At 73.8% G+C, this 26,719-nt stretch carries 10 protein-coding genes; 2 read left to right on the top strand and 8 right to left on the bottom strand.

The window, feature by feature from the left end; all coding sequences use genetic code 11:
* Positions 1-44: 44 nt before the first annotated feature.
* The 8 genes from ACWENQ_RS05775 to ACWENQ_RS05740 are packed head-to-tail and all read right to left on the bottom strand — an operon-like array spanning position 45 to position 17,714.
* Positions 45-1,847, bottom strand: a complete 1,803-nt coding sequence (locus ACWENQ_RS05775; protein WP_449915496.1) for an AMP-binding protein — start codon at positions 1,845-1,847, stop codon at positions 45-47.
* A gap of 4 nt (positions 1,848-1,851) precedes the next feature.
* Positions 1,852-7,143 (bottom strand): SDR family NAD(P)-dependent oxidoreductase, encoded by a 5,292-nt coding sequence (locus tag ACWENQ_RS05770; RefSeq protein WP_452413002.1) that lies wholly within the window; start codon positions 7,141-7,143, stop codon positions 1,852-1,854.
* Positions 7,140-10,529 (bottom strand): amino acid adenylation domain-containing protein, encoded by a 3,390-nt coding sequence (locus ACWENQ_RS05765; RefSeq protein WP_452413001.1) that lies wholly within the window; start codon positions 10,527-10,529, stop codon positions 7,140-7,142. Before ACWENQ_RS05765 ends, ACWENQ_RS05770 begins: the two co-directional genes overlap by 4 nt.
* The gene (locus tag ACWENQ_RS05760) at positions 10,526-12,850 is read right to left on the bottom strand and encodes a lantibiotic dehydratase (protein WP_452413000.1); all 2,325 of its coding nucleotides are present in this window, start codon (positions 12,848-12,850) and stop codon (positions 10,526-10,528) included. The genes ACWENQ_RS05765 and ACWENQ_RS05760 overlap by 4 nt, the downstream gene beginning before the upstream one ends.
* On the bottom strand, positions 12,847-13,578 hold the full coding sequence (locus ACWENQ_RS05755) for a thioesterase II family protein (protein ID WP_449915487.1): 732 nt from the start codon (positions 13,576-13,578) through the stop codon (positions 12,847-12,849). Before ACWENQ_RS05755 ends, ACWENQ_RS05760 begins: the two co-directional genes overlap by 4 nt.
* A complete protein-coding gene (locus tag ACWENQ_RS05750) occupies positions 13,575-15,266 on the bottom strand; it encodes a beta-ketoacyl synthase N-terminal-like domain-containing protein (protein ID WP_452412999.1) in 1,692 nt (563 codons plus the stop codon). Before ACWENQ_RS05750 ends, ACWENQ_RS05755 begins: the two co-directional genes overlap by 4 nt.
* Complete coding sequence (locus ACWENQ_RS05745; protein ID WP_452412998.1) at positions 15,266-16,600, bottom strand: DUF6002 family protein; 1,335 nt, start codon at positions 16,598-16,600, stop codon at positions 15,266-15,268. Before ACWENQ_RS05745 ends, ACWENQ_RS05750 begins: the two co-directional genes overlap by 1 nt.
* Positions 16,601-16,616: 16 nt before the next feature.
* Positions 16,617-17,714 (bottom strand): hypothetical protein, encoded by a 1,098-nt coding sequence (locus tag ACWENQ_RS05740; protein ID WP_452412997.1) that lies wholly within the window; start codon positions 17,712-17,714, stop codon positions 16,617-16,619.
* A gap of 446 nt (positions 17,715-18,160) precedes the next feature.
* On the opposite strand from ACWENQ_RS05740, the gene ACWENQ_RS05735 reads away from it, so the two are divergent.
* Positions 18,161-18,367 (top strand): MbtH family protein, encoded by a 207-nt coding sequence (locus tag ACWENQ_RS05735; protein WP_354923334.1) that lies wholly within the window; start codon positions 18,161-18,163, stop codon positions 18,365-18,367.
* A 13-nt stretch (positions 18,368-18,380) separates the two neighbouring features.
* On the top strand, positions 18,381-26,719 hold an 8,339-nt coding region (locus ACWENQ_RS05730; protein WP_452412996.1), incomplete at its 3' end, for an amino acid adenylation domain-containing protein.

The following is a 26,719-nucleotide window of genomic DNA, read 5'->3' as shown; positions in this document are numbered from 1 at the left end:
TCCTGACCGGCCCTTTCCTCGCGCGCGGGCGGGCAGGAGCCTGGTCAGGGCCGGCGGCGCCGGCGGCGCAGGGCCGCGCGGACGGCGGGGGCGTCGCTCGGCGCGCCCGCCTCGGCCGCCCGCTCGTCCCCTGACGCGAGGTGGCGCGCGAGGGACTCGACGGTGGCATGGGCGTAGAGGGTGGTCAGCGGGACGCGCCGGCCCAGGACGCTTTCGAGCCGCTGCTGGACCTTCGCCATGAGCAGCGAGTGCCCTCCCTGGTCGAAGAACGACCGCTCCCAGTCGACCTCCCGCAGGTCGAGCACGGCTCCCCAGGCGCCCGCGATCTGGGTGGCGAGCTCGGCCACGGGCCGCGGCAGGCTCGCCGTTCGCACGGGGGCGGGTCCGGGGCTCGGGTCCGGCAGGGCGGCGGTGTCGATCTTCCCGGTCGGGGTCAGGGGCAGGGTGTCGACCTGGACGATCACGGAGGGAACCATGAAGTCGGGCAACTCCTCGGCCAGCCGCTCGCGCAGCCCGGCGGCGTCGGCGCCCAGGACGTAGGCCACGATCTGGGGCTCGCCCCTGACCTCACGGGTGACGACGGCGGCCCGGGGCACCAGCGTGGCCAGCACGGCTTCGACCTCGCCCAGCTCGACGCGGTGGCCGCGGATCTTGACCTGCCGGTCGAGGCGGCCCAGGTAGGCGAGGCGGCCGTCGGGAAGCCACCGCCCGAGGTCGCCGGTGCGGTAGTACCGCATGCCGTCCGGATCGACGCCGAACCTGGCCTGGTCCCGTTCCGAGGCGCCCAGGTAGCCGGCCAGGTACCGGCTGCGGATGACGATCTCGCCCTCCGCCGGGTCCGGTCGCGGGGCGCGGAGTTCGATCTCCACACCGTCCAGGGGCCGCCCGATGGGCACGACCGGGTCGTCGCCCAGGCCGGCGGCCGTCAGGTGGTTCTGCGCGACGAAGGAGATCTCGGTGGCCCCGTAACCGTTGACGAAGACGCAGGAGGAGGGGAAATGCCGTCGGAAGCGGTCGAGGTCGTGGCGGACGACCTCCTCGCCGCCCAGCACGACGACCCGGATGTCCGGCAGCACCTCGTCAGGGGAAAGGGAGTCGAGCAGATACCGGTAAACGGTCGGGGTCGAGTGATAGATCGTGACCGATCCGCTGACGAGGGCTTCCCGCAGCCGTCCCAGCCCGTGCAGCCGGAGGTCGACCGGCACCACGGCGGCTCCGTTGAGCAGCGCGGAGAAGCCGTCCGTCACGGCCATGTCGTAGCTGAAGGAGGAGACGACACTGATCCGGTCCGAGGGCCCGATACGCAGGTTGTTGGTATGCGTCCGGATCTGGAACAACGCTCCCCGGTGGCTCTGCACGACCCCCTTGGGCCGGCCCGTGGACCCTGAGGTGAACAGGATGTACGCCGGCGCGTCCGGGTCCACGGCGACGGGCCGGAAGCCCGGCGCCGGCGGCACCGAGGTGAGGTCGACGAGGTCGCCGTCGAGCACGTCCTTGTGCTCGGGCAGGGTCACGACCAGCTCCGGCCGGGCCAGCTCGGCCATGCGCTCCAGGCGTGCCCGCGGGTAGGCCGGATCGAGGGGCACGTAGGTGGCGCCGGCCGTGAGCACCCCCAGGATGGCGGCCACCATCCTGGGACCGTGACCGACCAGGAGCCCGACCCGGGAGGCCCCGTGCACGGCCGCGGCCACGGCCTGGACCTCCCGGGCGAGCTCGGCGTAGGTGAGCGGTCCCTCCTCGCCGAGCACCGCGACCCGGTCGGGATGCTCGGCGACGACGGCCCAGAACCGGGCGGCGATGGACTCCTCGAGCCAGTCCGCCCGGAACTCGCGATGCTCGGCGCGCATCGGGCTACCTTCCTCGCGCCACGCGCGGGATCGTGGTGGACGCGGGGGCCTCGGCGGCCTGCTGCTCCGCGCGGACCTGCTCGACCCTGGCGGCCATCTGGCGCACGGACGGGGCCTCGAAGAGCGTGCGCATCGGCAGCTTGACGCCGACCGCGGCCCGAGCCTGCGCGATCAGCTGGACGGCGATGAGCGAGTTGCCGCCGAGCTCGAAGAAGTCGTCGTCGGCGCCCACCTCGGGCACGCCCAGGATCTCGCTCCACACGCGGGCCAGCGCCGCCTCCACCTCGCCCTCCGGCGCGACGAAGTCCTCGGTCCTGGCCGCCGGGGCCTGGGCTTCGAGGCTCTCGCGGGTCAGCCGCTCCCGCCGGGTGATCTCGGCGAGCGAGGTCGCGCTGATGACGACCTGCGAACCGAGCTCGGCCGCGGCCAGCACGCGGAAGAACGCCTCGGCGCCGTCGGCGGGGCGGATGCCGGCGCCGGGCTGCGGGTCCCCGGCGCTCAGCGAGCCCGTCACCGCCGAGGCGTCGATGCGCCGCAGCACGAACTCCTCGATCTCCACGAGCACCGTGCCCGACTCGTCCATCAGGGTCAGGTCGGCGGTGACGACCTCGGCGCCGCCGTCGCCCCTGCGCTTCAGGTGGCTGTAGAAGCGGTCCGGCAGCGGCGACCTGACCAGCAGCCGCCCGTAGCTCAGCGGCAGGTAGGCGCCGCCGCCGTTGCCCCGGCCGAAGGACGTGGCCACGTCGAGGAGCGCGGGATGCAGGCCCCAGCGGCCGACCTCCTCCGCGACCTGCTCGGTGCCCTCGACGAAGGCGAGCTCCTCCTCCTCGGCCCGCCAGATGAGCTCGGGCGAGCGCCAGCGGGGACCGAAGGTCAGCACTCCGGCGTACTCGCCGTCCTGCTCGGCCACCGGCTCCATCCTGGCCTTCACCTCCGCCACGTCCACGGCCGCGGCGGGCGCGGGCCGTACCCATGCCGCCGCGCCCTGGGTGTGCAGCCGCCCGCCCGCGCGCACCTCGAAGGCCGTGCCGTCGGGGGCGTCGGGGAAGGCGACGACGAGCTCGGTGGTGGTGTCGTCGGGTACGGCGAGCGGCTCGAGGAAGACCACGTCGCGCAGTTCCACCGCGTGGCCTTCGCCCGGCGCCGGCACGACGGCCGCGAAGGCGGCCCGCGCGCATTCCAGCTGTCCGGTCGCCGGCAGCACGGGCACGCCGCCGATGCGGTGCTCGTCCAGCACCCAGTGGCTGTCGGCGGCCAGCGGCCCCGACGCCCTGCCGTCGGTACGGCTGCGCACGACCGGATGGTCGACGGGCGTGCCCCCTGCGACGGCGGCGGTGAGGCCGGTGGCGCCGCCGGTGAGCCCGGTGGCGTTGGCGGCCATGCCCACCTCGAGCCACGCGCCCCAGTTGAGGCTCAGGACGCGGGTGCCGTGGGCGGCGCGGGCGCGGGCGTCCAGGTACGCGTTCGCCGCGCAGTAGTCGACCTGCCCGAACCCGCCGCTGACGCTGGTGACCGAGGAGCACAGGGCGACGAAGTCCAGCCCCAGGTCGCCGAAGACGTCGAGCAGCGCGATGGTGCCGGCCAGCTTGGGGTCGAGCACGGCCTGCGCCACGGCCCGCTCCTTGATCTCGGCCATGCCGCCGCCCGGCAGGCCCGCGGCGTGCACGATGCCGTGCAGCCCGCCGTAGGTGGCCACCACCTCGTCCCTGACCTCGCGCAACCGGGCGGGGTCGGTGACGTCCGCGGCCAGGACGGTCACCTTGCCGCCCGCCTGCTCGATCCGTGTGATCGCGAGGGCGGCCCTCGGCGTCACCGTGCCGCCGCGGCCGAGCAGCACAACTCGGGCCCGCAGCCGGGTGCCGAGGTGCTCGGCGAGCGTGAGGCCGATGCCGCCCAGCCCGCCGGTGATCAGGTAGACGCCCTCCTCGCGCAGCCCCGAGTGGCCCGCGCCGCCGGCCAGCCGGACCGGCTGGAACTCGCGGACCCACCGGCGCCCGCCCCGCAGGGCCAGCACGTCGCCCGCCGGTTCCCTGCGCAGCTCGGCCAGGGCGCTCCCGGCGGGGGTGCCGCCGCGTCCGAGCTCGTCGGGCTCGAGGTCGAGGTGGCGCACCCGCAGGCCGTCGACCTCCAGCGGGACGACCCGGGCGATGCCCGCGACGAGCGCGTACTCAGGCCGGGTCACGTCGGCGCCGCCCAGCGGGTCCTCGGTGCCCGTGGTGAGCACGTCGAGGTGGACCCCGTCGGCCCGCTGCTCGGCGGCCAGCGCCTGGACGAGGGAGAGCAGGCTGAAGAAGCCGTGCTCCTGCGCCTGCGCGGGGTCGCTGTCCAGGGCCCAGGCGTGCACGATGCGCGAGGGCAGGGAGTCGCCGAGCGCCGCGACGAGGGCGTCGTAGTCGGCGCGCTCGCCGGGACGCACGGTGAACTCGCCGCCGCCCGCGTACTCCGTGCCGGGGCGGACCGTCACCACCTCGCCGCCCTCGGCCAGGATCGCCGCCACCAGTTCCTCGCCGCGCCTGCCGCTCACGAAGGCCAGGCAGCGGGTGATCGGCTCGCCGGGCGTGGAAGGCGCGAGCTGCTGCCACGCCGGGACCTCGAACCAGTCCTCCAGCGCCCGCGGGCCGGACGGCTGGGCGGCGGGCGTGGCCCTGCCCTCGCCCGGCGGGACGAACCGGTACTCCCGCTCGTAGGGGTAGCCGGGCAACGGCACCCTGCGGCCGGCCTCCTGGCCGTCCGCCATGGTGACCGGCACTCCCGCCGACCACAGCCGGGCGGCGGAGCCGTACAGGACGTGCAGGTCGCCGGTGCCCTCGGCGGGGCCGGGCAGGCTGGCGAGCGGCGGGAGCGCGTCCTTGGCGCCGCGCAGCTGCATGCGGGCGAGCCCGGTCAGCTGCTTGCCCGGCCCGCACTCCAGCATCACCCAGTCCTTCTCGGCCACCAGCCGGGCGACGCAGTCGCCGAAGCGCACCGGGCGGCGGATGTGCCCGGCCCAGTAGGCGGGGTCGACGGCCTGCTCGGCGGTGATCCAGCCGCCGGTCACGTTCGACAGGAACGGCAGGCGGGGCTCCTGGCGCGGCACGGACGCCACGAGGGCCTCGAAGTCGGCCAGGATGGGGTCCATCATCGGGGAGTGGAAGGCGTGCGAGGTGCGCAGCCGGGTGGCCTTGACGCCCTTGCCGTCGAGCAGTTCGGCGAACGCGGTGATCGCCTCGTCCGTCCCGGCGACCACGCAGGTGCCCGGGCCGTTCACGGTGGCGATGCTCACCCCGTCGACGAGCAGCTCGGCGATCTCCTGCTCGTCCTTCATCACCGCGAGCATCGAACCCGAGGGCATCGACTGCATCAGCCGCCCGCGGGCGGTCACCAGGCGCAGCGCGTCGGGCAGGGTGAACACCCCGGCGAGCGTGGCGGCGACGTACTCCCCGACGGAGTGCCCGATCATGCCCGAGGGCCGGACGCCGCGCTCCTGCCAGAGCCTGGCCAGCGCGTACTCCACGGTGAACAGCGCGGGCTGGGTGAAGCGGGTCTCGCGCAGCTTGTCGTCGCCGCCCTCGGCGAACATCAGCTGCCTGATGTCCTCGCCGAGCTCGGCGCGCAGCAGCTCCGCGCACTCGTCCACGGCGGCGGCGAAGGACGGCTCGGCCGCGTAGAGCGCGGCTCCCATGCCCGCGTACTGCGCGCCCTGCCCGGAGAACAGGAAGGCCACCTTGGGCGGGGCCCCGACGGCCGACCCGGCCGGGTGACGCTTGCGGTCGGTCAGCGCGCTCACCGCGCCCGCCACGTCGTCGGCGACCACGGCGACACGATGCCGCTGTTCCGGCCGGCCCACCCGCAGCGTGTGGGCGACGTCGGCGAGCGAGAGCTCGGGGTGCGCGTTGAGGTGGTCGGCGAGCTGGGCGCGCATGGCCTCCAGCGCGCTCTCCGTCCGGGCCGAGAGCCGCAGCAGGTGCGGGCCGTCGGCGCGCGTGGCGGCGGCGGCCGGCGGAGCCTGCTGGAGGATCACGTGGGCGTTGGTGCCGCCGATGCCGAAGGAGCTCACCGCCGCGCGGCGCGGGTCGGCCTCGTCGCCCTCCCACTTCGACGGGGCGGAGACCACGTAGAAGGGGCTGGAGTCGAAGTCGATGGCCGGGTTGGGCCGCTCGAAGTTGATGCTGGGCGGGATCAGCCCGTGCTCCATCGCGAGCACCGTCTTGATCACGCCGACCACGCCGGAGGCCTGGCTGAGGTGGCCGATGTTGGACTTCACCGAGCCGATGCCGCACCAGCCGCGATCGTCGGTGTCGCGCCGGTAGACCTCGCTCAGGGCGGCCACCTCGATGGGGTCGCCGAGGGCGGTGCCGGTGCCGTGCGCCTCCACGTAGCTGATGGTGCGCGGATCCACCCCGGCCACGCCGAGGGCCTCCACGATCACCTCGGTCTGGCCCGCGTGGCTCGGCGCGGAGAAGCCGATCTTGTTGCTGCCGTCGTTGTTGACGGCGTTCCCCAGGACCAGGGCGCGGATGTGGTCGCCGTCGGCCAGCGCGTCCTCCAGGCGCTTGAGCACGATCACGCCGACGCCGCTGCCCCAGATGGTGCCGTCGGCGCGGGCGTCGAACGGCTTGACGTGCCCGTCGGAGGAGGTGAAGCCGTCCATGGCCGGGTATCCGACGCCGTGCGGCAGCTCCACGCAGACCCCGCCGGCCAGCGCCATGTCGCATTCCCCGCCGCGCAGCGACTCGCACGCCAGGTGCAGGGCGACCAGCGAGGACGAGCAGGCGGTGGTCACGGTCATGGCCGGCCCGCGCAGGTTCAGCCGGTAGGAGACCGTGGTGGCGACGTAGTCGATGTTGTTGCCGATCGACATGCCGAGCTTGAGCGCGTTGCTGTCCAGGTCGGGGTTGGTCTGCAGGTTGAGCCACTGGTACTGGCTGGGCCCCGAGCCGCCGTAGACGCCGATGGCGCCGTCGTAGGTGGTCGGGTCGTAGCCGGCGTCCTGCAGCGCGGCGTGCGCCTGCTCCAGGAAGACCCGCTGCTGCGGGTCGGCCAGCTCCGCCTCGCGGGCGCTCATGCCGAACAGGCGGTGGTCGAAGCCCTCCATGTCGATCATGATGGGCGCGGCCCTGACGAAGGAGGTGCTGGCCAGCTGCTCCGGGGTCGCCCCTCTGGCGAGCTGCTCCTCGTCGGTGAAGAAGGTCACCGATTCCACCCCGTCGACCAGGTTGCGCCAGAACTGGTCGAGGTCGTTGGCGCCCGGCACGCGGGCGCTCATGCCGATGATGGCGATGGGCTCGGCGCCCGAGTCGTTCGACAACTCTGTCACTGTCTCCTCCTGCGCTTGTCCCGCAGCTGGCGGCGTGTGTCGGCACGCCGGTCGGCGCGGCTCAGTTCCGGATTCGCGGCCTCGCCGTCGAGGTGGGCGGCCAGCGCGCGTACGGTCGGGTAGCGGAACAGGTCGACGACCGTCACCTGTCGCCCGGTCAGGGCGGCCAGCCGGTCCCGCACCACGACGACGGCCATGGAGGTGCCGCCGACGTCGAAGAAGTTGTCGGTCGCGGTCACCTCGGCCCGGCCGAGCACGTCCCGCCAGATCCCGGCCAGCAGCCGCTCGGTGTCGGTGACGGGCTCCGCGCGCGCCCCGGCCGCCACGGGCTCGGCTCGTACGGCGTCGGCCGGGTCGTCGGCCACCCCCCGCGCGAGCACGTCGACGCCCCTCAGCTCGAAGCCGGCCGCGGGGGCGCCGGGGTCGGCCACGGCCTGGTCGAGCAGGTCGGCGAACGCCCGCAGCAGCAGCTCGATGCGTTCGGCGGCGTAGAGGTCGGTGTTGTAGACGATGTCCACCGCGTAGCGCCCGTCCCGCTCCACGACGTAGACCGTCAGGTCGAACGGGGAGCCGGCGGGCGCGGGCACGATGCCGGTGGAGCTCAGCCCCTTCAGCTCCAGCCGCGGCTCGGGGAAGTTGTAGACGTTGAAGAGCACCTGCACCAGCGGGGCCCGGCTCGGCTCACGCCGTACCGCCAGGGCGCCGACGATGTCCTCGATGGCGGCGCCGGGCCTGGCCAACGCGTCGATGACCGCGTCCGAGCAGCCACGCACCCGCTCGGCGAAGGTGGCCGACCCGGCCGAACGCAACCGGATCGGCACGATGTCGACGAAGAACCCGATCAGGTCCTGGAACGCCTCGTGCCTGCGGTCCGCCGCCGGGGTGCCGACCACGATGTCGTCGCGGCCGGTGATGCGCCGGACCAGTTCGGCGAAGGCGGCCAGCAGCACGCTCGGGGTGGTGGTGCCCAGGCGTACCGCCAGCGCGCGGATGCCGGCGGTGGTCTCCGGCGTCAGCGCTGCCGTGGCCAGGGCCCCTGCATGGCTCTGCACGTCGGGCCGCGGGTTGTCCCTGGGCAGGTCGAGCGTCGTGGGAGCGTCGGACAGCGACCGGGTCCACCAGGCCAGGTCCTGCTCGGCCCGCCTGCTGTTCCGCTCCGCGCGCCACGCGGCGTAGTCGGAGAAGGTGGTCGGGGGTTCGGCCAGGACCTCGCCGACGTAGGCACGGGCCAGATCGTCGAAGAAGGGCCGCTGCGACCAGCCGTCGAAGACCGCGTGCTGGAAGGTCACCGACAGCACGTGGTCGTCCGGGCCGAGCCTGGCCAGTCTGGCCTGCCACAGCGGGCCGCGGGCCAGGTCGAAGCGATGGGCGGCGGCCTCGTCCAGCCAGGCGCGGAGCCGCTGCGCCTGGCCCTGGAAGTCGCCGTCCAGGGCCTCGACCTCCAGGTGCACGGGTTCGGGCGCGGACACCTCCACGCGGGGCACGCCGCCGGCGTCGGGCACCCGCCAGCGCAGCACCTCGTGCCGCGCGGCCACGGCGGACAGCGCCCGCTCCAGCGCCGCCACGTCGAGCGTTCCGCGCAGGCGCTCGGCGACCGCGATGTTGTAGGCGACGTTGCCGGGGGAGAGCCGCTCGAGGAACCACAGGCGCCGCTGCGACGCGGTCAGCGCGGGTGAGCTGCCGGAGGGCAGCCGTTCGGCCGCGGGCGGCGCGCCGTCCACCCGTGCCGCAAGCGCGCCGAGGGTGCGCGCGGCGAAGACGTCCTCCACCGCCAGCTCCCGCCCCAGCGCCTCGCGCAGGCCGCTGACCAGGCGCATGGCGCTGATGGAATGCCCACCGGAGGCGAAGAAGTCGTCCTCCAGCCCGGGGGTCCGGCCGAGCACCCGCGACCAGACCTCGGCCACCGCGCGCTCGGTCGGCGATTCCGGCGGTGTGCCCCCGCCCGCGGGCGGCGCGTCGGGCACCAGCGCCAGCAAGGCCTGGATGTCGACCTTGCCCGACGACGACATCGGCAGGCTCGGCAGGACGAGCACCTCGGCCGGCACCATCACCTCGGGCAGCCGCTCCGCGCAGTGCTCCCGCAGCAGGCCGGGACTCGCGCCGTCAGCGGTGCAGAAGGCCACCAGCCGGAGCCCGCCCGGCCCCTCGACGGCCTCCACCACGGCATGCCCGACCTGCGGGTGGCCGCGCAGCACGGTCTCCACCTCGCCGATCTCCACGCGCTGCCCGCGGATCTTGACCTGGCGGTCGGTCCTGCCCAGGAACAGCAGGTTCCCGTCGGGCTGGCGCACCACCAGGTCGCCGGTCCGGTAGAGCCGCTCACCGCCGCCGGCGAACGGGTCGGGCAGGAAACGCTCGGCGGTCAGCCCTGGCCGGCCCAGGTACCCCCGGGCCAGGCCCACCCCGCCGATCAGCAGCTCGCCGGGCACGCCCGCCGGGACCTCCCGCAGCTCCTCGTCCACGACGTGCGCGCGGTGCCCGCCCTTGGGAACGCCGATCGGCAGCGGCCGGTCCCAGCTCCCCTCGGCCTCGAAGAGGGTGACCGCCACCGTCGTCTCGGTGGGCCCGTAGTTGTTGAGGAAGCGCGCGCCTGACCAGCGTTCCACCTGCTCCGGCCCCGGCGCCTCGGCCCCGGTGACCAGGGTCCGCCACTCGGGCAGACGTGCCGGCTCCAGCACGGGCAGCAGGGAGACCGGCACGCAGCCGGTCGTGATGCGATGCTCCTCGCAGAAGCGCTGCAGCCGTACGGGGTCGCGCCGGTCCGCCTCGCCCAGCAGCATGACGGTGGCGCCGGCGCCCAGGTGCACGAACAGGTCGTGCACCGACACGTCGAAGCCGAGCGAGGCGAAGGCGAAGCCGCGCGCGTGCTCGTCGAGGCCCATCACTTCGATCTGCCTGGTGGCGTACGCGCGCGCGCTCCGATGGCTGATCACCACCCCCTTGGGCGTGCCGGTGGATCCCGAGGTGTGCAGCACGTAGGCCGCGTTGTCGGGCAGCGCGGGGCAGTGACCCGGCGCGGCGGGCGGACCCTCCACCGGGACCACCCGCACCCCGTCGAACAGGCCGGCGGTGGACTCGTCGACCACGACGACGTCGAGGCCCGCGCTCCGGATGATCTGCTCCCGGCGCGCGGCGGGGCCGTCGGGGTCGAGGGGCACGTACGCGCCCCCGGCCAGCAGTACGCCGAGCACCCCGGCGACCATGCTGGGCGTGCGCCGCAGGCACACCCCCACCAGGCGTTCCGGCCCCATGTCCGGCAGCCGGGCGGCCAGACCGCCCGCCTGCTCGGCCAGCTCGCCGTAGGTGAGCACGTCCTGCCACTGCCGTACGGCCGGCGCCCACGGGCGGCGCGCGGCGTGGGCCAGCACCAGATCGGGCAGCGTCATCCCGCGCCTCCAGGAAGGGGATCGACCATGTGCATGCGCAGTTCGGTGAAGTAGCGGCGGCCCTCGGCGTCGAGCAGCCACGTCTGGTCGGGGGTGGGCAGCATCTCCGAGACCACCAGCCGCACGTCCTGCCCGGCGGTGAGGCGCGCCGAGCGCACCATCGAGCAGAGCAGGTCGGCGAAGACCGGGCTGGTGAGGTCGACGTACAGCGGCTTGATCTCCGTGGACAGCTTGACGAAGACCCGTTCGGGCAGGCCGAGCTCGCGTCGCCAGCGGCGTACGGCCAGGTAGCGGGCGCGCTCGCCGCCGACGTCGGTCAGCCCCGTCGCGTCGGCGGTGGTCCGCCAGGTCCGGCGGGCCACCACCAGCCGGTCGATGGTGATCCTCGGGGTGTGCTGGTTCGGTCCGGCCCCGACGAGCTTGAAGCCGTCCACCGCGTGCATGGACAGCAGTTGCGAGAAGACCTCCAGCAGCGGCCGGCTCCGGCCGTCGGGGGCGGTGGCGACCAGTTCCCCGTCCACCTCGCCGACCAGGACGCCCGTGGCGGGCATGAGCCGGTCGGGGTCCGCGCCGGGGGCGGCGGTCCAGGCCAGCTCGCTGTCGGTCGGGTGGTCCAGCGAGTACGACACGCGGCCGGTGTAGCGCGGCCAGTCCACCGGGTAGAGCGGCCTGACCCGGCCCGTTCCCAGGTCCTCGGCCAGCGCGTCGCGCAGGGCGCCGGAGTCGGGGTGGGCGAGGGTGAAGACGGAGCAGTCGAAGGTCGCCCAGGCCGCGTGCATCTCGCCCATGACCACCAGGTAGTCGCCGCGGTTGACCGCCTCGACGCTGTCGGCGCAGATCTGCAGGTCGGGGCTGTGCAGCCGGCCGGCGGACCAGCCGGGGCCGGTGGCGGCGAACGCGTCGGAGGCGGCCAGCTCGCGGGTGCTGAAGGTCAGCTCGGCGGTCTCCGGCGCCACGCTGTCCAGGCCGAACAGCTCCGCCCAGCGGCGGGCGAACTCCTCGGCTATGGCGTCGACGGGTCTGGGCCCGGAGCCGAACAACATGCCCTGGGCGAGGTACCACAGGTCGGACAGCAGCACCGGGCCGTCGGCGCGCAGTTCCTCGTACAGGTCCCGCAGCGCCTGGCCGTAGGCCGCGGCCAGCTCGGCCGTCAGCCACCGGGCGGCCCCGAGCATCAGCGCCAGCGGCTCGGCGATGCCGTCGAGCAGCGGCCCGCCCACGCTCACGGTCACGTCGCGCGTGGTGTCCTCGTAGACGAGACCGCGGCCGGCATACGTCTGGCCGGTCCTGCGGACCGAGCCGGCGCCGGTGACCTCGGTGAACACCGTGCTGAGCGCGTCCAGGGCGGCCAGCAGGGCGTCCGGGTCGCCGGCGGCGCGCGCGACCTCCCGCCGGGCCGACGCGAGCCGCTCCAGCCCCGCCTGGGCCCGCTCGCGCACGGGCGCGTCCTCGATGCAGGACAGCAGCAGCCGCAGGCGCTCCTCGGCGTGCGGGGACTGCGGCAGGTCGCCCTGCCAGGTCAGCAGGCCGCGCTCGACCAGGAGGTCCAGCAGCAGGTAGGCGTCGCCTTCGGTGCGGATGCCGGCCTGTCCCGCCACCTCGCCGGCCACGTCCACCGCCCGGCGCCTGCCGTCGCACCGGGACAGCAGCAGAGCCTCGGCGGCCGACACCGGGACGGGCGGGTGCGCCGGCCGCCGTACCTGGCGGCCGTCCAAGGTCAGCTGGGGTTGCAGGGCGGGCGGCAGCCAGCGGCGCACCGCCGGATCCTCGGCCAGCTTCGCCGCGTACGCGCGCAGCGCCCAGTCCTCGAAGAAGACGCGCCGCTCCGACAGCAGCCGCTCGCCGGGCCGCACGCTCAGCGCGGGCTCGTCCTGCGTGCACCGCACCCAGGTCACCGGCCCGAAGAAGCCCACGGTCTCGTTCTTGGCGCTGTAACGCTGCCAGTACTTGACGGCGATGCGCTCGCGTTCGCGCCGCCTGCTGTCGCGACGCTGATCGGCCCCGCCCCGCGCCAGGGCGTCCAGCGAGACCAGGGCGCCCCTGTTCTGCCAGGTGATCGCCTCGCGGAAGAGCGGATCGGCGGCGATCTCGCTCAGTTCCCTCGCGACGTCGTGGCAGGCCTCCGCGAGGATCTTGTCGAAGTCGGCGTCCCCGAGCTCGCCCGAGAGCAGCGCGTCGGCCGCCCGCCCGCAGTCGGGGGCGGCCAGCCGGTCCAGGCCGTCGGCCGGGAAGCCGGTGCTGCGCAGCAGCGCCTCGCGCCACACCCACCAGCCGGTCTCGCCGAGCGGCATGCGGTGTCCGCCCGTGCCGGTTCCGCTCATCCCCGCACCCTGTCCAAGATGTGATCCCGCCGCTCGCGCAGGAAGAAGTGGCCGCCCGGCTGGACGCTGAGGGTGAATCCGGCGCTCGTGTGCCTGGACCAGCCCCGCATGGCCGAGACGGAGACCGACTTGTCCTCGGCTCCGGCGAAGGCCTCGATGGGCACCCCGATCGGTGGTCCCGGCTCGTAGACGTACTCGTGCAGCCAGGTGAAGTCCGCCCGCAGCACCGGCAGCACGAGTTCGCACAGCTCCGGTTCGGCCAGCAGCTCCTCCGGCAGACCGCCGAGCTCGATGAGCCTGCCGAGCAGTTCCTCGTCGGACACCTCCGACAGCGCCGCCAGCGGTTCCACGAGGTCCGGGGGACGGCACGCGCCGAGGTACAGCCGCCGCGGCAGCCGCTCGCCCCGCCTTGTCAGCTCGCGGATCACCTCGAAACCCAGCCTGCCGCCCATGGAGTGCCCGTAGAAGGCGTACGGGCGGTCGGCCCGGGCCGAGACGGCGTCGGCCAGCTCCGCGATGTCGAGGTCGAAGGGTTCGGAGAAGCGGCCTTCCCGTCCGGGGAGGACCACGGGTAACACCTCGAGCTCCGGTCCCGCCGCCGCGGCCCAGCCCTGGAAGGCTCCCGCCCCCGCACCGGCCCACGGCAGGCAGAACAGCTGCCTGGGCGCCGTGGGCCGGGGCTGCGGGGTGGAGAACCAGCGGTCGAGCGAGCTGGTGTCGGGTCTCATGATCGGACCTCCTCCCGTTGGAACGGATAGGCCGGTAGCGAGACGATGCGGCCGCCCGGCGGCGGCCAGGCGGGCCCGCCGCCGTTCACCCAGGCGGCGGCCGCCCGCAGCAGGTCATCGGGAGCGTCGTACGGCAGGCCGCCGCGTCCCCCTGCCGGGTCGTGCGGCGGGGTGACAGGTTCGGCCAGGTCGCGCAGCCCGGCGACGGCCTGGGTCAGGTCGCGGCAGACGATCGCCGCCCGGCACGTGAAGGCCCGCCGTCCGGCGGTCAGCGTGTGGGCGACGTCGTCCAGGTCCGTGCCGGGAGCCACCTCCAGGTGGTCGGCCAGCCGCGTGCGGGCCTGGCGCAGCGCCTCGGGCGTCCTGGCCGAGACGGGCAGGACGCGCCAGCCGGCGGCGGCCGGGCGCGGCGGGCCGGCCGGGGCCTGCTCGACGATCACGTGCGCGTTGGTCCCGCCAAGGCCGAAGGAGCTGACCCCGGCCCGCCGGGTCTCCGCGTCCCACGCCACGTTCTTGACCGGCACGTAGAAGGGCAGCGAGGCGAAGTCGACGTCCGGATGGGGCCGCTCGAAGTGGAGGTTGGCCGGGATGACGCCGTGCCGTACCGCCAGCACGGCCTTGATCAGCCCGGCCGCGCCCGCCGCCGTGTCCAGGTTGCCGAGGTTGGTCTTGACCGACCCGAGGGCGACGGAGGCCGGCGGCAGCGGTTCGTCGGAGAAGGCCTGGGCCAGGGCGGTGAGCTCGATCGCGTCCCCGACCGCGGTGCCGCTGCCGTGCGCCTCGACGAAACCGATCGCGGCGGGCGGCAGGCCGGCGTCCGCCAGCGCCTCGGCCACCACTCTCGCCTGGCCCTCCAGCCCGGGGGCGGCGAACCCGGCGCGGCGGGCGCCGTCGTTGACCACCGCCCAGCCCCTGAGCACGGCGAGGACCCGGTCCTGGGCCTCGACCGCGTCCTCCAGGCGCTTGAGCGCCAGCACGGCCACACCGCTGCTGTAGGCGCCGCCCTGGCCGGCGGCGTCGAAGGCGCGGCAGCGGCCGTCGGGCGAGACCAGGCCGCCGGGCGTGTGCAGGAACCGGGGCTCGGTGACGCTCACGCCGCCCGCGAGCGCCAGGTCGCAGCGGTAGTCGAGCAGGTGCTGGGCGGCCACGCACACCGCGGTGAGCGAGCTGGAGCAGGCGGTCTGCACGGCCATCGCGGGGCCGGTCAGCCCCAGGCGGTAGGCCGTCTGGGCGGCCAGGTAGTCCGGCGCGAAACCCGGGACCAGCGGCTCGTCCGGGTCGCCGGTGAACTGCCGGTAGAGGAAATGCCTGTTGACCGAGGCTCCGCCGAAGACGCCGATCAGCCCGTCGAAGGCCGCCGGGTCGCAGCCCGCGTCCTCCAGGGCGGCCCAGGACTGCTCCAGGAAGAGCCGCTGCTGGGGGTCCATGGCGGCGGCCTCGTCCATCGGCATGCCGAAGAACTCGGCGTCGAACGCCGTCACGTCGGGCAGCCGCCCGCCGGCCCGCACGTGCGCCGGGTCGGTCAGCAGGCGCTCGCCCACCCCGAGCGCGCGCAGCTCGGCCTCGGTGTGGTCGTGCACGGCGTCCACACCGTCGAGCAGGTTGCGCCAGAGCGAGGCCACGTCGGGAGCGCCGGGGAAGCGCCCGGCCATCCCGACGACGGCGATCGCGTCTTCAGGGAGCGACATCAGCGGCAGACCACCGCGGCGACGTCCTCGACGTTCGCCACCTCGGTCATCGCCTCGAGTTCGAGCGGCACGTACTCGGCCGAGGTGTAGCGGCCCGACCCGTGCACGACCACGTCCCGCCAGTCGTCGGCCAGGCCGCGGTCCACGGCGTTGAGCACGCCCGTCATGGCCATGACCAGGGACCATTCCCTGAGCTGCCGGAAGTCGGCGGGCAGCTCGCAGCCGGACCCGGCGAGCAGTTCGCGCACCTGCGGATAGCGGGCCACGCACTCGGCCAGCGAGACCACGATGCCGTCGCCGCCGGCCCGCTCGATGATCGCGTTCATCGCGGGGGACGTGGCGGGCCGGTGGGTGTAGAAGGTCGGGTCGAGCACCTCGTCGGGGTCGTAGGTCACCTGGGGGAAGCGCGGGTCGGACGACTGCCGGTAGAGCCCGTCGAGGGCCTCGTAGGCGGGCAGGTTGGCGCGTTCGAAGTCGCCGTGGCGCAGGTTGAGCACCATGTCGGGGGTGCCGAGATGCTGCACGAGCAGGCTGGCCGGCCGGTGCTCAGGGCTCGAGGCCCCGGAGTCCTCCAGCACGTCCCGGCCACGGTGGTAGCCGAGCAGGCCGAAGGCGCTGGACACCGCGTGCGCGTGCAGCCGGGGCCCTGTGACGGGGGCCGCCGCGTGTTCGAAGTACGCCCTCGCGGTGTCGGCCACCAGGTAGTTGGCCAGGTCCAGCGAGTACCACAGGTTCTCGCCCCTGGCCCGCAGGTCACCGGCGAACTTGTCGGCGAAGGCCCGGCCGAGCGCCTTGACCTGCTCAGGCTCGGGCCCGCTGTAGATCAGCATCGGGTTGAGCGCGCGCAGCGCGGGATCGGTGGACAGCCGGCTGGAGCGGAGCTTGGCCAGGCACGAGCGGGGCGCCAGGATCACCGTGCGCAGCTGGTCGGCCTCGACCAGGCCGGCCTCGATCGCGCGCAGCACCGCGTCGCGCAGCGCGACGCCCTTGTTGGCCGAGGTGGGCGAGAAGATCGTGACGGCTTCGCCGTACCGCCTGATGTACTCCACCGCGCGCGCGACGATCAGCAGCGAGGCGAAGGTCTTGGTGGTTCCCGTGGCGGGGTTGCCCGTGAGGTCGAGCAGGGTCAGCCGGTGCTCGCCGTACGCGCCGAGCGGCTGCCAGCGGGCGGTGGCCACGGACAGGAAACGTTCCACGTCCGCGTCGAGGGCGGGCAGGTGGTAGCCGGGGGAGAAGCCGGTGTCGGACCTGACCGGCTCCAGGTCGTCGACGCAGGCCGCGATCGAGGCGGGGAGGCGGTCGTAGTAGTCGATAAGCAGGTTCGCTGCGTGCATCGTCGGGCGCACCTCGTTACGGGTTGTCGGCGGGGCTGGGTGAGTCTGCGGGCAGGTCGCGGAGCCGGTCCCGGAGCTGGGCGAACGCCTTGGTCACGGGCGCCAGGTCCGCGACGTGGAAGCCGTCGGCGAGATCGGGGGCGACCCGCGCCAGCTCCTGCTGGGCGGCGGGGCCGAAGGTGACGCGCGTCCCGTCCACGACCACCCCGTCCTGTACGGCGGAGCGCTGGTTGAACGCGACGGCGTCGGCACGGTCCACTCCGGGCGGCAGGCGCAGGCTCAGCCGGCCGGCCGCGAGCCGTACCGGGTAGCCGCCCGGCAGTCCGAGCGGGCCCGGCAGTGAGGTGTCCAGGTCGCCGCCGGTGAGCAGGCAGCCCAGCACGCGGGCGGCGGTCAGGCCGGTGACGTGGTTGAGCTCGGTTCGGGAGGTGGCCCGCTGGCCGGCCAGCAGCGTGCCGACGTCGGCGAGCGGGCGGCCCTGGTGCCAGGCCCGCGCCTCGGTCTCGGGGGAGGCCGGGGTGTACAGGTGCGCGTGGTGTGCGAGCACCTGCAGCTCTCGCTGGTCAGGCAGGCCGAGCGCGGCCTGGAGGCTGGCGGCCAGCAGGCCGGCGTTGCCGATGCCGCACAGCACCTGGGTGCCGCCGGCGGCCAGCACGGGATTGACCGCGTCGGGGAAGCAGGCGTTGACGAACCACGAGCCGGGGCAGGCCGAGGCGAGCGCCTCGCCCGCGCGGACGGCGGACTCCGCCTGGAAGGGCAGCGTGAGCCCGAAACCTCCGCGCCGCAGCAGGGCGGTCCATGCCGAGGGCGAGCTGAGCGACTCCCAGGGGGACTGGCTGGAGGCGGCCAGCAGCACGCCCGCCGGAGCGGCGGCCGCCAGCGCCTCCGCGAGGGCGTCCTCGCTGGAAGGGTCCGCGGTCTGGGGGCGGAAGCTGACGCCGGTGCCGGACAGTGCGGCTCTGGCCATACCGACATGGCATAGATCGGCGGTACGGGCCGGGTCGCGCCCGATCACGGTGACATGGGCCGGCGGCCCGATCACGGCCAGGGCGTAGCAGACGGCTCTGGCCAGGCCGCCGGTGCCGATGACCGCCAGCGAGGGCCGGGTGGTCATGCCGTTCGGGTCGTCTGCAGGTAGGGGAGGGAGCTGTGCACCGCCATGCTGGACTGAACCTCTCTCCGCACTGGGTGAGCGCGGAATGAAGGAGAACCCCGTAAAACGGACGTATGGTCTGTTGCCGCCCAAGTCGTGGTGACGAGTTTGGGCCCGGCCAATATTTCACCGAGCCTCGGGGCGGTGTCAATGCACGATTCTTGTCATGAACACTGTCAGTGATCGTTAGATGCTGTTCTTCCGACATGTCTTGACTCGCCGGGCGCCCATCTACTTCAATCGGCGACGCTTCTGTGAAAACGACTACAGGGGCTGTCAGAGCCGGATAAGGTGCGCTGCTGCTCCATTACGGGCCGTAACTTGCCAGATTTTGCGGCCCAAAGTCCCACATTGTTCTTTGGCGTGTCGGGCAACCCCTGGCGCCGCGAAAGGGAGTAGGCGGATCCATGCCCAGTGGCGACTACAAGGTAGTGATCAACCACGAAGAGCAATACTCGATCTGGGCAGCCGACCGCCCCTTCCCGGCCGGCTGGCGCGAGGAAGGCTTTTCGGGCGACCGTAAAGACTGCCTCGAGTACATCGACAAGGTGTGGACGGACATGAGGCCCCGCAGCCTGCGCGAGGCCATGCAGGAGTACGAGCGGGCCGAATAGCGTGAGCGCGCCTATGGACCCGGCGAACGGTTTCGAGCTCCCCGCCTCTTTCGCGCAGGAACGGCTCTGGTTTGTGGACCAGCTGGAACCTGGGCTCGCCGTCTACAACATCCCCTTCGGTACCCGCCTGCCTGCCGGTACCGACGCTGCCGCCGTGCCCTCCGCGGTGGCAGCCGCCCTGGCCAGGGTCGTCGCCCGCCACGAGGTGCTGCGTACCGCGCTGGAGGCCCGCGACGGCGTGCCGACCCAGGTCGTGCTGCCCGAGGTGCCGGTCGACGTGCCTGTCACGGACCTGCGAGGGCTCCCACCCGAGGAACGGCAGGCACGGCTCGCCGAGGTGTATGACGCCGAGGCCGCCCGCTCTGTTCCGCTCGACCGGGCTCCGCTGTGGCGGGCGCGCCTGATCCGCACGGATGAGGCCGACCGCCTCTTCTTCACCGTGCATCACGTCGCCTTCGACGCCGCCTCCGTGGCGATCTTCCAGCGGGAGTTCCAGGCCGCCTACCGTGCCGTCACGGGGAACGGGGAGAGCGAGCTCCCCGAGCTGCCGATCCAGTACGGCGACTTCGCCGCCTGGCAGCGCGGCAGGTGGGACGGCGGCGAGCTGGCCGACCAGCTCGGCTACTGGCGCAAGCAGCTCGCCGACCTGCCCGAGCCGCTGCGCCTGTCACCCCGAGCGCCCGATCCGGGCCTGCCGCGGCACACCGGCGGCGACATCGGCTTCGAGCTGCCCGCCCTCACCGTGCAGGGCGTGCACCGGATGGCCAAGGAGCGGCGCACCACGCCCTTCGTGGTGCTGCTCGCCGGGCTCAAAGCCCTGCTGTCCCGGCTGGCCGGGCGGGCGGACGTGGTGGTCGGCTCCCCGGTGGGCGGGCGGCCGCTGCCCGAGCTGGAGCCGCTGATCGGCAACTTCGTCAACACCCTGCTGCTGCGCACCGACTGCGCGCGTGAGGCGACCTTCGCCGAGCTGGTCGACCGGGTGCGGACCGCGGTCTTCGACGCCCTCGACCACGCCGAGGTGCCCTACGAGCGGCTCGTCGAGGAGCTCAGGCCGGACCGTGCGGAAGGTGTGGGCACGCCGCTGCACCAGGTCGTGTTCAACCTCCTGCCCTCCCTGGTCACCAACGGGCAGGTGCGCAACGGCACCGCCAAGGTCGACCTGCTGATCGACCTCGCCGAGGTGGACGGGCGCATCGACGGGCGCATCGAGTACGCCACCGCGCTGTTCGACGAGGCCTGGACGAGGGACTTCGCCGCCCGCTACCGCGGCCTGCTCGACGCCGCGCTGGCCGAGCCGCAGACGTCCCTGGCCGACCTGCCGTTCCTGCTGCCCGGCGAGGAGGAGCGCCTCACCACGGCCACCTCGCCGTTCCGCGCCGGGTCCGCCCCCGCGTCCGACACCGTGACCGGGGCCTTCGCGGCCCAGGTGGCCGCCCGCCCGGACCAGGTGGCGGTGGCCGACGCCGCGGGACGCACCCTGACCTACGCCGAGCTGGACCGCAGATCCAACCGGCTGGCCCACCGCCTGGCCGGGGTGGCCCGCCCTGACACCCCGGTGGCGCTCTTCCTGGACACCGACGTCGAGCTCGCCGTGGCCGTCCTCGCCGTGCTCAAGGCGGGCGCCGCCTACCTGTCGCTGGACCTGGAGCATCCCGTGGAGCGGCTGCGCGAGCTGCTGGCGGACTCGGGGGCGACGGCCGTCATCACCCGGGCGGAGCTCGGCCCGCCCGAGACCGGACTTCCGGTCATCGACCTGGGCGAGGCGGACGAGCAGCCGGAGACCGCCCCCGAGATCACCCGGCACCCGGACACGCTCGCCTACGTGATCTACACCTCCGGCTCGACCGGCCGGCCCAAGGGGGTGGGCATCGCCGACCGGCAGCTCACCGCCTACGTGGCCGGGGTCGGCGGTCTGCTCGACCTGGCGCCCGGGCTGCGCCACTCGATGCTGCAGCCGCTGACCTTCGACTTCAGCGTCACCGTCTTCCACGGCGCGCTCCTCACCGGCGGCACCCTGCACCTGGTCCCACGCGAGCACGCGACGGACGCCGCCTGGGTCGCCGAGCACCTCAGGCGCGACCGCATCGACCTGATGAAGATCACGCCCTCACACCTGGCCGCCCTGCACGCCGACGAGGCCGACCTGCTGCCCGGCCGTACGCTGGTGTTCGGCGGCGAAGCGTCACGATGGGACTGGGTACGGCAGCTGCGCTCGCGCCCCGGCGGCCCCGCGGTCGTCAACCACTACGGTCCGACCGAAACCACCGTCGGCGTGCTCGGCCTGGCGGGCGACCAGGAGCCGGCCGGAGCCGGCGCGGTCACCCCCATCGGCTTCCCGCTGCCCCACGCCGAGGCCTACATCCTGGACGAGGACCTGCGCCCGGTACCCGACGGGGTCGTCGGCGAGCTGTGCATCGGCGGAACCACCGTCGCGCGCGGCTACCTGGGCCGCCCCGGACAGACCGCCGCCGCCTTCGTCCCCCACCCGTACGGCGCGCCCGGCGCCCGCATCTACCGCACCGGCGACCGGGCGCGGCGGTTACCGGACGGCGCCATCGAGTTCCTCGGCCGCGCGGACGGCCAGGTCAAGATCCGCGGGCACCGGGTCGAACCCGGAGAGGTGCAGGCCGTGCTGGCGGCCCATCCCGCGGTCACCGACTGCGTGGTGGTCGTGCGCGGGCAGGACAAGCCCGAGCTGGTGGCCTACGTCGTCGGCGACACCCGGCAGCTGCCCGGCTACCTGGCCGAGCGCCTGCCCACCTACCTGATTCCCGCCCACCTGGTGGAGCTGCCCGCGCTGCCCCTGGCCGCGCACGGCAAGGTCGACCGATCCAGGCTGCCCGACCCGCCGGACACCGTGGAGGCCGAGCGGGTGCCCCCGCGCGGCCCGGTGGAGGAGCTGGTGGCGGCCCTGTTCGAGGCGCTGCTCGAGAGCGGTCCCGTCGGCCGGGACGACGGCTTCTTCGCGCTGGGCGGCCACTCCCTGCTGGCCATCAAGCTGATGGGCCGCCTGCGCAAGGCGTTCGGCGTCGGGCTCTCCCCCAAGGCGCTGTTCGAGTCGCCCACCGTCGCCGGGATCGCCGACCTGGTGGCCGCGGCACAGGGCAGGGGCGCCGACCAGATCCCGCCGGTCCTCCCGGTGCCACGCGACGGCCTGCTCCCCGCCTCCTACTCGCAGCGCCGGCTGTGGTTCCTGGATCAGCTGGAGCCGGAGCTGGCCGTCTACAACACCCATGTGCGGCTACGGTTGCGCGGCGCCCTGGACGTGGCGGCGCTGGAGCACGCCCTGACGATGGTGGCCGCTCGTCACGAGGTGTTGCGGTCGCGGTTCGTGCAACGCGATGACGACCTGTTCGTGTCGGTGGCGGCCGAGGCGTTCGTGCCGTTCGAGGTGGTGGAGCCGGAGGCGCTGGCGGCCTTCGGCGCCCGCCGGTTCGACCTGACGGCCGAGCCGCCGCTGCGGGCCGCTCTGGCGCGTCACGCCGCGGACGACCACGAGCTGCTGGTGACGATCCATCACGTCGTCACCGACGCGTGGTCCGCGGTGCTGTTCGCCCAGGAGCTGGGCGAGTGCTACGCGGGCCGGGGCGCGGCGCTGCCCGAGCCGGCCGTGCAGTACGCCGACTTCGCGGTCTGGCAGCGTGACAGGGTCGAGGGCGAGCTGCGCGACACCCAGCTGGCCTACTGGCGCGAGCGGCTCGCCGGCATGCCCGAACGCCTGGAGCTCCCGGCAGACCGCCCGCGCCCGGCGCGCCGCGACTACGTCGGCGCGTACGTCCCGATCACCGTCCCCGGCCAGGTCGTGGAGCGGCTGCGGTCCCTGGGCGCGGAGGAGAACGCCTCCCTGTTCATGACCATGGCCGCGGCGCTCTCGGTCGCGCTCTCCCGGGCGACCGGGCAGCGGGACATCGTGGTCGGCACGCCCGCGGCCGAGCGGCCCCGGCCCGAGCTGGAGTCGCTGATCGGCTGCTTCCTCAACACGCTGGTGCTGCGCACCGACTGCTCCGGCGACCCCACCTTCCGTGATCTGCTCAAGCAGGTCAGGGCCACAACACTGGAGGCCTTCGCCAACTCCGAGGTGCCCTTCGAGGCGCTCATCGAGGAGCTGCAGCCCGAGCGCGACCTGGGCGCGACGCCTCTGGTCCAGGTGCTGTTCAGCCTGGAGGACGCGGACCGTCCGGCGGTCAGCGCGGGCGGCCTGACCATGGAGTGGCGGGGCGTCGGCACCTCGACGGCCAAGTTCGACCTCACCATGTACCTGCGCCGGGAGTCCGGCGGTGTCGGCGGCATCCTGGAATACCGCACCGACCTGTTCGACGAGGCCACCGCCGAGCGCATCGCGGCGCTCTACACCGAGGTGCTGACCGCCGTCGCGGCCGGCCCTGAGCAGCGGATGTCGGGCCTGCCCTCGCTGCCGGCCGCCGACGACGCGCTGGTGGAGCGGTGGAACGACACGGGCGCGCCGGAGGGGTACGCCTCCCTCGCCGAACTGCTCGCGCGGCGGGTGGCGCGGACGCCGGACGCCCCGGCGATCTGTGACGCGGAGGGCGCCTGGTTGACGTATGCCGAGTTCGGCGCGCGGGTGAACGCGCTGGCCTCGGTGCTGCGGGAGCGGGGTGTCGGGCTGGGTGACGTGGTGGGCGTGTGCCTGCCGAGGAGCGTCGACCTGGTCGTGGCCGTGCACGCGGTGGTGGCCGCCGGAGCGGCCTACCTGCCGCTCGACCCCGGATACCCCGACCAGCGGCTGGCATTCATGGCCGAGGACGCCCGAGCGGGCGTGGTGGTCACGGACCAGCCGGACCGCTTCCCGGGAACGACCACCGTCGATCCCGCGGTGCCGGGAGACGGCGCGCCGCTGGGCGTCCCGATCCCGCCCAGCGCGCCCGCCTATCTGATCTACACCTCCGGTTCCACCGGCACCCCGAAGGGCGTGTTCGTCTCCCACGAAGCCATCGGCAACCGGCTGACCTGGACCGATCACGCCTTCACGCTCACCGCCGAGGACCGGGTCCTGCTGAAGACGACCTTCACCTTCGACGTGTCGGTCTGGGAGCTGTTCTGGCCGCTCATCGCCGGAGCCGGTCTGGTGGTCGCCACCCCCGACGCGCACCGCGACCCGGCCGCGCTGGTGCGGCTGCTCGCCGCCCACCGCGTCACCACCGTGCACTTCGTGCCGTCGATGCTGGACGCGCTCCTGGACGAAGCGGTCCTCGACCTGCCCGCGCTGCGCAGGGTGTACTGCTCGGGCGAGGCCCTCCCGGCCACGCTGGCGGCCCGCCTGCACGAGCGGCTCCCGGGCGTCGAACTGCACAACCTCTACGGCCCCACCGAGGCCGCCATCGAGGTGACCTGGCACAGGTGCGAGCCCGGCGAGTCCCGCACCCCGATCGGCGCGCCCATCAGGGGCATCAGGATCGAGATCCTGGACGCCGACCTGCGCCGCGTGCCCGTCGGCACGCCCGGCGAGCTGTGCATCGCCGGCATCGGCGTGGCCCACGGCTACGCGCGGCGGCCCGGGCTGACCGCGCAGCAGTTCGTGCCCGACCCGTACGGCCCGGCCGGCGCGCGCATGTACCGCACCGGCGACCTGGCCCGCTGGCTGCCGGAGGGTGAGGTCGACTACCTGGGCCGGATGGACGGCCAGGTCAAGATCCGGGGCATGCGCGTCGAGCCCGGCGAGATCGAGTCGCTCCTGGCCGCCCACCCCTCGGTCAGGACCGCGGTGGTGCAGCCCGTGCGGGGCACGCTGGCCGCCTACGTCGTGCCGTCAGGGGACGGCCGGGCCGACCCGGCGGCGCTCGCCGGCCTGCTGCGCGAGCGGCTGCCCGACCACATGATCCCGGCGTCGTTCACCTTCCTCGACGAGCTTCCGACCAACGCCAACGGCAAGCTCGACCGCGCCGCCCTGCCCGAGCCAGGGGAGGCGCGGCAGGACTCCGCGGGCACGCCGCCGCAGGGCCCGGTGGAGGAGCTGGTCGCGGCACTGTTCGAGTCGGTGCTCGAGAGCGGTCCCCTCGGCAGGGAGGACGGCTTCTTCACCCTCGGCGGCCACTCGCTGCTCGCCATCAAGATCGTCACTCGGCTGCGAAGCGCTTTCGGGATCGACCTCCCGGTCCGGGCGCTGTTCGAAGCGCCGACCGTGGCCGGTCTGGCCGAGCGCATCGCCGCCGCGCGGCTCGAAGCCGCCACCCCGGTTCCCGAGGTGGTGCCGGTCCCGCGCGACGGGCTGCTGCCCGTGTCGTACGGCCAGCGGCGGCTGTGGTTCCTGGACCAGCTGGAGCCGGAGCTGGCGGTGTACAACACGCACGTCCGGCTGCGGTTGCGCGGTCCGCTGGACGTGGCGGCGCTGGAACGGGCGCTGACGATGGTGGCCGCCCGGCACGAGGTGCTGCGGTCGCGGTTCGTCCAGCGTGACGACGACGTACTGGTGACGGTGGCGGCCGAGGCGGACGTGCCGTTGGAGACGGTGGAGCAGGGCGCGTTGGAGGCGTTCGCCGCCCGCCGCTTCGACCTGACGGCGGAGCCCCCGCTCCGGGCCGCTCTGGTACGGCACGCGGCCGACGACCACGAGTTGCTGGTGACGATTCACCATGTGGCCAACGACGCCTGGTCGGCGGTCCTGTTCGCCCGGGAGCTCGGCGAGTGCTACGCGGGCCGGGGCGCGGCGCTGCCGGAACTGACCGTGCAGTACGCCGACTACGCGGCCTGGCAGCATGACCGGGTCGAGGGTGAGCTGCGCGACACCCAGCTGGCCTACTGGCGCGAGCGGCTGGCGGGCATGCCCGAACGCCTGGAGCTGCCGACCAGCAGGCCCCGCCCGGCCCGCAGGGGCCACGAGGGCGGCAACGTCCCGTTCATGGTCTCCCCGGAGGTCTCCGAACGCCTCCGGCTGCTCGGCGCCGCCGAGAACGCCTCCCTGTTCATGACGCTCCTGGCCGCCTTCACCGTCCTGCTGGCGCGGCACACCGGCCAGCGGGACATCGTGGTCGGCACCCCCGCGGCCGAGCGGCCCCGGCCCGAGCTGGAGCCGTTGATCGGCTTCTTCCTCAACACGCTCGTGCTGCGCACCGACTGCTCCGGCGACCCCACCTTCCGTGAGCTGATCGGCCGGGCCAGGAACACCACGCTCGGCGCCTTCGCCAACTCGGAGGTGCCCTTCGAGGCGCTGGTCGAGGACCTGCAGCCGCGTCGCGACCTCGGCAGCACGCCGCTGGTCCAGGCGCTGTTCAGCCTCGAGGACGCCGAACGGACCGAACCGCGCCTCGGCGACCTGGAGGCCGAGTGGGTGACCTCCGGCACGACCACCGCCAAGTTCGACCTGTCGCTGTACCTGCAGCGCTTCCCCGGACAGCTCGGCGGCATCTTCGAGTACCGCGCCGACCTGTTCGACGCCGACGCGATCGCGCGGATGGCCGAGCACTTCGTCGCTCTTCTCTCCGCCGCCGTCGCCGACCCCGACCTTCCCGTCTCCCGGCTTCCGCTCCTGGCCGCCGACGTGGCGGCAGTGGAGGGGTGGAACGCGACGGGTGGGGCGCGGGAGTTCGTGGCGTTGCCGGAGGTGGTGGCGCGGCGGGTGGCCGAGGTGCCGGACGCTCCGGCGATCTGTGGCGGCGACGGTGTCTGGTTGTCGTATGCCGAGTTCGGTGCGCGGGTGAACGGGCTGGCCTCGGTGTTGCGGGGGCGGGGTGTCGGGCTGGGTGACGTGGTGGGTGTGTGCCTGCCGAGGAGCGTCGACCTGGTCGTGGCCGTGCACGCGGTGATGACGGCGGGAGCCGCGTATCTGCCGCTGGAGCCGGAGTACCCGGACGAGCGCCTGGCGTTCATGGCCGCTGACGCAGGGGCGCGGGTGGTGATCACCGAGCAGCCTGACCGCTTCCCGGGACTGACCGCCGTCGAACCAGGAGTGTCCGGTGACCCGGCGCCGCCGGGCATCCCGATCCCGCCCAGCGCTCCCGCCTACCTGATCTACACCTCCGGTTCCACCGGCACCCCGAAGGGCGTGCTCGTCTCCCACGCGGCCATCGCGAACCGCCTGGTGTGGATGGGCGAGGCGTTCCCGCTCGGCGCGGGCGACCGGGTGCTGCACAAGACGCCGTTCACCTTCGACGTGTCGGTGTGGGAGCTGTTCTGGCCCCTGATGGAGGGGGCCGGGCTGGTGGTGGCACCACCGGGGATGCAGCGGGACACCGCCGGGCTGCTCGCACTCATGCGGGAGCAGAACGTGTCGATGGTGCACTTCGTGCCGTCGATGCTGGATGCGCTGGTGGAGGAGCCGGAGCTGGCGGTGCCGTCGTTGCGGCGGGTGGTGTGTTCGGGTGAGGCGTTGCCGTCGGCGCTGGTGGCGCGGGTGCA

It is taken from the genome of Nonomuraea sp. NPDC004354 (genome assembly GCF_053602555.1).
Note: the sequence above shows the minus strand (reverse complement) of the source record. Positions and strands in the feature narration are given on the sequence as shown.